The sequence below is a fragment of the Frankia sp. CeCAU1 genome (assembly GCF_977971845.1).
In genome coordinates this window covers 1-9,305 of sequence record NZ_CDWWXA010000158.1, presented here as the reverse complement: position 1 = coordinate 9,305, position 9,305 = coordinate 1, and the positions used below count along the sequence as shown (strand labels likewise).

Here is a 9,305-nt window from a genome sequence, read left to right as displayed (position 1 = left end):
CCGCCGTCCCCGCCGCCACCGCCGTTCCTGCCACCGGCGAGGTCGGCTCGGAGCCGTTCCGGGGCCATGATCCCGTAGTCATCATCGGCATGGCCTGCCGGCTGCCCGGCGGCGCCGATTCACCGCAAGCCCTGTGGGACCTGGTGCGAGAGGGCCGGGATGCCGTCGGCGGCCTGCCCGACGACCGGGGCTGGGAGCTCGACGCGCTCTACGATCCTGATCCGGATCAGCCTGGCACCGCCTACACCCGCCATGGCGGATTCCTGCCCGGCATCGCGCTGTTCGACCCGGGATTCTTCGGTATCGGTCCGCGCGAGGCACATGCCGTGGACCCGCAGCAGCGGCTGATGCTGGAGATCTCCTGGGAGGTGCTGGAGCACGCGGGCATTGACCCACGGTCGCTGCGGGGCAGCCGGACCGGCGTCTTCACCGGGGTGTCGCTGCAGGACTATGGCCCCGCCTGGCATGCGGCGCCCGCCGAAGCCCAGGGACAACTGCTCACCGGCAACGCCTCCGGCGTGATCGCCGGCCGCGTCTCCTACACGCTTGGTCTGGAAGGGCCCGCGTTGACCATCGACACCCAGTGTTCCTCGTCCCTGGTGGCGGTGCATCTGGCCGGCCAGGCGCTGCGGGCCGGCGAATGCGACCTCGCCTTGGCCGGTGGGGTGACCGTGATGTCGACCCCAGGGATCCTGGTGGAGTTCAGCCGCAAGCGGGGCCTGGCACCGGACGGGCGCTGCAAGGCGTTCTCCGCCGACGCCGACGGCACCGGCTGGGCCGACGGCGCGGGCGTGCTGCTGCTGGAACGGCTTTCCGACGCCCGCCGTAACGGCCATCACGTCCTCGCGGTCCTGCGTGGCACCGCGATCAACCAGGACGGCGCCAGCAACGGGATGACCGCGCCGAACGGCCTGTCCCAGCAGCGCCTGATCCGCCAGGCGCTGGCCAACGCCGGGCTGCGCGCCGCCGACGTCGACGCGGTGGAGGCGCACGGCACCGGCACGACGCTCGGTGACCCGATCGAGGCCCAGGCCGTCATTGCCACCTACGGCCAGGACCGAGCCGCCCACGGCCAGGACCGTGCGGCACGGCGGCCCGTCTACCTCGGGTCCCTGAAGTCGAACATCGGCCACACCCAGGCCGCCGCCGGCGTCGCCGGGATCATCAAGATGGTGCAGGCGATGCGGCACGGCGTCCTGCCGCGGACCCTGCACGTGCGCGAGGCGTCCCCGCACGTGGACTGGTCGGCGGGCGACGTCGCCCTGCTCACTGGAAACGTCCCCTGGCAGCGCCGGGACGGCCGGCCGCGACGGGCGGCGGTGTCGGCGTTCGGGGTAAGCGGCACCAACGCTCACGCCGTGATCGAGGAAGCACCACCCGGGCCGGGAACGGACGCCATGGGTGCGGACCGCGCCGGGGAGAACCCGGCGAGCGCCCCGGTGCCTGTCGTCCTGTCCGGCCGCGGCGACGCGGCGCTACGTTCGGCGGCCGCCCGGCTCGGCGCGCACCTGGAGCGCCATCCCGAGATCTCTCCCCTGGACGCGGGATACACCCTGGCGGGTCGCACCCACTTCGAGCACCGCGCCGTCGCCGTCGTCCGCGGATCGGCGGCGTGCGGCAGCGGCACGCACCTGGCCGGGGCCGGGGCCGGGACCGGGACCGGGACCCTGACCGGGACCCTGGCTGCTCTGGCCGAGGCCCGTCCCACCGCCGGGCTGGTCCTGGGCACGGTCCGACCAGCGCTCCGCCGAAGCGGAACCGCCCGGGGGGCAACCGCCTTCCTGTTCACCGGCCAGGGCAGCCAACGCCCCGGGATGGGCCGCGAACTCCATGCGACCTACCCGGTCTTCGCCGACGCCCTCGACGACGTCTGTGCCCACTTTGCGCCGCATCTCGAACACCCACTGCGCGACGTCATGTTCGCCCCCGCCGGTTCCCCGGGCGCGGCGGCGCTCGACCGCACCGAGTACACCCAGCCCGCGCTGTTCGCCTTCGAGACCGCGCTGTTCCGGCTCCTCGAATCCTGGGGTCTCGCCCCGGGGATCCTCGCCGGGCACTCCATCGGCGAGCTCACCGCCGCCCATGTCGCCGGAGTGTGGACCCTCGACGACTCCTGCGCTCTCGTCGCGGCCCGCGGCCGGCTCATGCAGGCCTGCCGCGCCGGCGGAGCCATGACCGCCATCCGCGCCGGCGAGGAGGAGGTCGCCGAGTCCCTCGCCGGACTCGCCGGGCGGGTCGAGATCGCCACCGTCAACGGCCCGAGCGCCACCGTCATCGCCGGCGACGCCGACCTCGTCGAACGCGTCGCCGTCGGCTGGGCCGAGCGCGGCCGCGCCATCAGGCGGCTGACGGTCAGCCACGCCTTTCACTCCCCGCACATGGACGACATGCTCGACCGGTTCCGAGCCGTCGCCGAGAAGATCACCTACTCCCCGCCGGCCATCCCCGTCGTCTCCACCCGGACCGGCGACCTCGACCTCCAGACCGGGCTCGCCACCCCCGACCACTGGGTACGCCACGTCCGCGAACCCGTCCGCTTCCTCGACGCCGCCCGTCGCCTGCACCGCGAAGGCGCCGTCGCCTACCTCGAACTCGGCCCCGACGCCGTCCTGACCGCGCTCCTGCCGGCCTGCCTAGCCGCCGACGCCCAGCGCCCCGAGAAGACCCAGCGCCCCCAAAGCACCCAAAGCACCCGGGACACCCGCGACGCCCGCGACGCCCGCGACGCCCGCGACGCCCGGGACACGGTGGCCGCGGCGGCGTCCCGCGCCGGCCGCCCCGAACCCGACACCCTCCTCACCGCCCTGGCTGAGCTGCACGTCCACGGCGTCGACGTCGACTGGCGCGCCCCGTACCGGGGACGCGGCGCCCGGCACCGGGAGCTGCCCACCTACCCGTTCCAGCGCAGGCGCTACTGGCTCGACGGGGCCACCGCTGTCCCCGCGCCCCGTAGCCCGACCGTCGGGACGGCCCGCGCGGCGGACCCGGACGGCTGGTCTTACCGCACCGAGTGGCGGCCCCTGGACTCCGAGGACGTCACCACCGCCGTGACGGCCCAGGCCACCGCGACGCCACCGCTGTCCGGCGTGTGGCCGGTGCTGACCCCGGCCGCCGGCGTCGACGAGGACATGCTCTCCCGCATCTGTTGGATCATCGAACGCCTCGGCGGCACGGCCGTCACCCTCACCCTCACCGGCGACGACGCCGACCGCGCCCGGGTCGCGGCGCTGCTGTCGAACGCCATGCCACCGCCCGGCGCCATGCCGCTGTCGGGCGGCGGCCCCGCCGGGAAGAAGACGGTGCAGGCGGTACGCGGCGTCCTGTCCCTGCTCGCCCTCGACGACACTCCGCACCACATCCATCCGGCGCTGACCACCGGGCTCGCCCTCACCGTCCCGCTCGTCCAGGCGCTACACGACCTCGACGTGTCCGCACCGCTGTGGTGCGTCACCCGCGGCGCGGTCACCACCGGTCCCGACGACCCCGTCACCACCCCGGACCAGGCCATGATGTGGGGACTCGGCCGCGCCCTCGCCCTGGAGGACCCCGACGCCTGGGGCGGTCTGATCGACATCCCGACCAACCTCGACGATCAGACGCTGGCGTGGTTCGGCTCCGCCCTCACCGCCCCCGGTAGCGAGGACCAGCTCGCCGCCCGTGCCACCGGGCTGTTGGTACCCCGCCTCGTCAGGGCAGACACCGTCGATGCACAAGCCAACACCGTCGGTGCACCGATCGACACCGTCCCGCCAGCGTGGCGGCCTCACGGCACGGTCCTGATCACCGGTGGCACCGGCGCCCTCGGCGCGCATGCCGCCCGCCGGCTCGCCCGCGACGGTGCGCGCCGGATCGTCCTCGTCAGCCGCCGTGGCCCCGCGGCTCCGGGGGCGGAGAAACTACGCGCCGAACTCGCCGCCCTCGGCGCCGAGGCGACCATCGAGGCCTGCGACGTGGGAGAGCACGAACAGCTCGCCGCCCTGCTGCGGAGACTGGCCAAGGCGGGCCGGCCGGTGTCCGCCGTCGTGCACGCGGCCGGTGTCATGGGGCAGGTGACCGCCCTACACAAACTCGATCTCGGGGAGTTCGCGGAGGTCGTGGCCGGGAAGGTCGCCGGCGCCGCCGGCCTCGACCGGCTACTCGACGGCACCGGCGGGATCACCGACACCGGCGACACCAGGCTGGAGGCCTTCGTCCTGTTCTCGTCGGTGTCGGCGACCTGGGGCAGTGGCGGCCAGGCCGCCTACAGCGCGGGCAACGCCTACCTCGACGCCCTCGCCGCGCGGCGGCACGCGCTCGGTCTCGCCGCCACCTCTGTCGCGTTCGGCCCGTGGGCCGACGCCGGAATGGGCGCCGAGGCCACATTCCGTGACTACCTGGGCCGCCGTGGCCTGACCCCGCTGCCCCCCGACGCTGCGGTCACCGCGCTCACCCGGGCGGTCGCGGGCGGGCAGGCCGCGCTCACCGTCGCCGACGTCGACTGGGAGCGTTTCCTCCCACCCTTCACCGCCGCCCGCCCCGGGCGTTTCTTCGACGATCTATGGAGCCGGTCCACGACGGCCGGACCCGAGGGGGACGCCGACCCGACCGGCACCGACGCGCCCCCCACCCGGGTGGACTACGGGACGCTGCCCGGGCCTGCCCGCGCCCGCGCGCTGTTCGACCTCGTGCGGGCGGAGGCCGCGGCCCTCCTCGGGTACCCGTCGCCCGACGACGTGGACCCGCAGCGCCGCTTCCTCGAACTCGGCTTCGACTCACTGGCCTCGGTGCAGCTCAGCCGCCGACTGGCCGCCGCCACCGGCCTCACCCTGGCCACGCCCGTCGTCTTCGAGCATCCGACGGTCTGCGAGCTCACCCGCCATCTCGATACCCTTGCCACCCTCGCCACCCAGCGGCACCCGGACATCGTGCCCGGCGGACCCCCCGCGCGGGCCGGGACGCAGGTCGCGCCGATCGGCGTGCGCGAGCTGTACCGGCAGGCGTGCACGGACGGCAAGTTCGCCGAGGGCGTCGGTGTCCTGCGGGCCGCCGCCCGGCTCAGGCCCGTCTTCCGCACCGTCGAGGCCTTCGGCGCGCCCGCCGCGCCGGTGAGACTTGCCTCGGGTCCGGCCAGGCCCACCATCGTCTGCCTGCCCTCGATGGTCGCCCCGTCGGGACCGCACAACTTCGCCCGCCTCGCCCTGCACCTGCATGGCCGGCGGGACGTGTACGCGCTGCCGCATCCCGGATTCGGCGACGGGGAGCTGCTTCCGGCCACCGCGGATCTCGTCGTCGACCTGCATGCCGAGACCATCGCCCGGGCGTTCGACGAGATCCCCCTCGTGCTGGCGGGTTACTCCTCGGGTGGCTGGCTGGCACATGCGATCGCGGCCCGGCTGGAGACCCGCGGGATCCACCCCAGGGCGGTGGTGCTGCTCGACACGTGGCTGCCCGGGGACCGCATCCCCGAGGGTGACATCCAGGAGGAGCTTCGCGGCGTCGCCCTCAACGACCAGGCCTTCGCGCTGATGACGGAGGCACAGGTCACCGCGCAGGGCGCCTACCTGGACCTGTTCGAGGGCTGGCGGCCGACCGCCGTCAACGCGCCGGTCGTCCTCGTCCGGGCGATGGAGCGCATGCCCCAGCAGGCGGTCGCCGAGAACCCCGACGGGGAGGGCCAGGCCTGGGTGACCGACTGGGTGATGGAGCACGAAAGGCTCGACGCCGCCGGCAATCACCAGACGATGATGAACGAACACGCCGCCTCCACCGCCGCGGTCCTCCACCAGTGGCTCACGGAACTGGAGCGGCCCACGGAACTGGAACGGCGCTGATGCATCGACGCGCACCGCACCTCGGCGGCGGTCTGGGCGGAGCTGAGCGTTGACGGGTTCGGCCATGGGAGCATGACGGAGTGAACCTGCTCCCACTGCCTGCCGGCGAGCACGACGGCCCCGCCGTCCGGGTCGGGGAGGTCGAGTTCACCCGCGCAGAGCTCTTCGCGGCCGCGTCCGTCGTCGCCGGTCGGGTGGCCGGCGCGCCGGCGGTGGCCGTGCACGCCGAGGCGACGATGGCCACCGTCGTCTCGGTCGTCGGCTGCCTGCTCGCCGGGGTGCCGGCGGTACCCGTGCCGCCTGATTCCGGGCCGCGGGAACGCGGTCACATCCTGCGCGACTCGGGCGCCGCCCTGCTGCTCGGCAGCCCTGCCTGGGACAACCTCGCGATCCCCACCGTGCCGGTCGATCTCACCGCACGGTCGGGGTCTGCCGGCTTCGGGTCCGAGTCCGGCTCCGGGTCCGGGGAAACCGGACCGGCGCTCATCCTCTACACCTCCGGGACGACCGGAGCCCCCAAGGGCGTGGTGCTGTCCGCCCCGGCCATCGCCGCCGATCTGGACGCCCTCGCCGACGCCTGGGCCTGGACGCCCGAGGACACGCTCGTGCACGGGCTGCCGCTGTTCCACGTCCACGGCCTGGTCCTGGGTGTGCTCGGGGCGCTGCGGGTCGGCAGCCGGTTGATCCACACCGTCCGCCCGACCCCGACGGCGTACGCGGCGGCCGGGGGGACCCTGTACTTCGGCGTGCCGACCGTGTGGTCCCGGGTCTGCGACGATCCGACCACCGCCCGCGCCCTGGTCTCGGCCCGGCTGCTCGTCTCGGGCAGTGCCCCCCTGCCGAGGCCGGTGATCGACCGGCTCGCCGGGCTCACCGGCCTCGCCCCGATCGAACGGTACGGGATGACCGAGACGTTGATCACCATCAGCGCCCGGGCGGACGGGGAGCGCCGGGCGGGCTGGGTCGGCACCACCCTGCCGGGGGTGCTGGCCCGGCTCGTGGACGACGAGACGGGGACCGAGCTGCCCGCGGACGGGGAGAGCATCGGCGAGTTGCAGGTCCGCGGTGCCACCCTGTTCGACGGGTACCTGGGGCGCCCGGAGGTCACCGCCGCGTCGTTCACCGCGGACGGCTGGTTCCGCACCGGTGACGCCGCGGTCGTCGCCCCGGACGGCCACCACCGAATCGTCGGGCGCCGATCCACCGACCTCATCAAGAGCGGCGGTTACCGGGTGGGCGCGGGCGAGGTCGAGGCCGTACTGCTGGCCCACCCGGCCGTGCGCGAGGCCGCCGTCGTCGGGCTGCCGGACGACGACCTCGGGCAGCGCATCGCCGCCTTCGTCGTCGCCCCCGACCTGGCCGGTGCGGCGGGCGGGACACCGAGCGAGACGGCGAGCGAGGCGCTCATCGACTTCGTGGCACGGGAGCTGTCCATCCACAAGCGGCCCCGGGAGATCCACCTGGTGGCCGAGCTCCCCCGCAACTCGATGGGCAAGATCCGCAAGTCCGCCCTGGCTCCCCCGGAAACGCCCTGAGGGCAGGTCACGGCGTCGAGGAGAGCGGGTTCGAAGCGCTCACCTCACCGGGGCGGGAGGCCCTGCGGTCCCTGCTCGCCCGCGCTCTGGCGGGCTGACCGGCCCGGTGGGGCCGGCGGGACCGGCCGGCAGGCCCGTGGCGAGGCCGCGGTAGAACGCGCTGGTCACCATCAGCTCCTCGTGCGAGCCCTGTGCGACCACGCGGCCCTCGTTCAGCACGAGGATGAAATCCGCGGCCCGCACCGTGGAGATCCGGTGGGCGATGACCAGCAGTGCCCGCTCGGCGGCGATCCGGCTCATAGCGCGGGTGAGCGCCTGCTCGTTGACGCTGTCCAGCTGGGCCGTGGGCTCGTCCAGGAGCAGCACCGCGGGCTGAGCCAGCAGCGCGCGGGCGATCGCGACCCGCTGCCGTTCCCCGCCGGAGAGCAGGACACCATGATCACCGACCGGGGTCCGGAGCCGCTCGGGCAGCCGGTCGGTGAAGTCCCGCAGCCCCGCCGTGGCCAGGACCGCGGCGATCTGCTCCTCGGTCGCCTCCGGCGCCGCATAGGTGATGTTGTCCCGCAGGCTGCCGTGCAGCACCGGGGTGTTCTGCTCGACCAGCCCGACCCACCCCCGGGCGGTCGCGCGGGGCATCGCGCGGACGTCGTGGCCGGCGAAGAGGATCATTCCGGCGTCCGGCTCGTAGAAGCGCTCGACAAGCTCCAGGATGGTGGACTTGCCGGCACCGGACGGCCCGACCAGCGCGACGTGCCCGCGAGACGGCACCGTGAACGACACCCCGCGCAGCACCGGCGTCTGCGCGTAGCCGAACCAGACGTCACGGAACTCGATCGACGGCGCCCGCGGGTTCGGCGTCTCCCCTCGTGACGAGAACGAGGACGACACTCGCGACGAGGACAAGGGCGACAATGGTGCCGGCGGGCGCGTCCCGCCGGGGGCCACGACCGCGACGGTGCGCAGCGGACCGCGCACGGACTCGTCGTCGCCCTCCCGGGGCAGCGCGAACACCGCGTTGACCCGCGACAGCGCCCCCATCCCCCGCTGGATGGTCGCCGCCGCCTCGATGAGCTGCGACAACGGCATCACCAGGTAGGTGGCATACAGCAGGAAGGCGACCAGGCTGCCGAGCGAGGCCGAACCGCGCGCCACCAGGACCCCGCCGACCAGGAGCACGACCAGCACACTTCCCTGCACCGCGAGCTGCATCGCGGGGGCGATGATCGAGTCCAGCTTCGCCATCCGGAGGCCGGCCTGGTAGGCGGCCGCGGCGTGGTCGCCGATGCGCGCGGCCTCCCGCCCCTCGGCGCGGTTCGCCCGCACGGTACGGATCGCGGCGAGGGCGCGCTCCAGGTCGGCGGTCATGCCGCCGACGCTGGCCTGCCCACGTTCGGACACCGTCCTGATCCGGGACAGCGCGCCGAGTACCACGACCCCGGCCACCGCCACCACCCCGAGCACGAGCAGGAACAGCCAGGGGTTCAACCAGATCATCAGGGCGACGGCGCCGACGACGCCGATCACGCTGGTGACCAGGGCGGTGAAGCTGTACGCCACCGCCTCCCGCACCACGGTCGTGTCGGTGTTCGCACGGGAGATCAGATCCCCGATCCGCCGCGTGTCGAACACCCGCATGCGCAGCCGCAGCAGGTGGCCGATCAGGCTGGTGCGCAGGCCGAGCAGGACGCCCTGGCCGACGCGCTCGAGCAGGTAGTGCCCGGCGGTGTCGATCACCGCCTGGCCGACGAACAGGCCCAGCAGCGCCCCGATGAGCCAGCCGGGAATACCCCCCGCCTGCGCGGCGTCGATCACCCGCATCACGAGCAGCGGTTGGAGCACCCCGACGGCGGTGCCAACCACGGTCAGCGCCGTGGCGATCGCCACCGCCCCGCGACGGCCGCGCAGCAGCGCCCAGAGTTCCGTGACGCCCCGCGACGCAGGCCCCCGGGCAGCTCCCCGG

Annotated in this window: 3 protein-coding genes; 2 read left to right on the top strand and 1 reads right to left on the bottom strand. The window is 74.2% G+C overall.

Annotated features, from left to right (window positions below):
* Both AC08OO_RS20365 and AC08OO_RS20360 read left to right on the top strand, forming a co-directional pair.
* Positions 1-5,810: SDR family NAD(P)-dependent oxidoreductase (locus AC08OO_RS20365; RefSeq protein ID WP_476618922.1), on the top strand; the 5,810-nt coding region annotated here is incomplete at its 5' end.
* Positions 5,811-5,890: 80 nt separating this feature from the next.
* Complete coding sequence (locus tag AC08OO_RS20360) at positions 5,891-7,345, top strand: acyl-CoA synthetase (RefSeq protein WP_476611349.1); 1,455 nt, start codon at positions 5,891-5,893, stop codon at positions 7,343-7,345.
* A gap of 39 nt (positions 7,346-7,384) precedes the next feature.
* Here AC08OO_RS20360 and AC08OO_RS20355 read toward each other — a convergent pair whose 3' ends face one another.
* Positions 7,385-9,253, bottom strand: a complete 1,869-nt coding sequence (locus tag AC08OO_RS20355; RefSeq protein WP_476618923.1) for an ABC transporter ATP-binding protein — start codon at positions 9,251-9,253, stop codon at positions 7,385-7,387.
* Positions 9,254-9,305 lie beyond the last annotated feature (52 nt).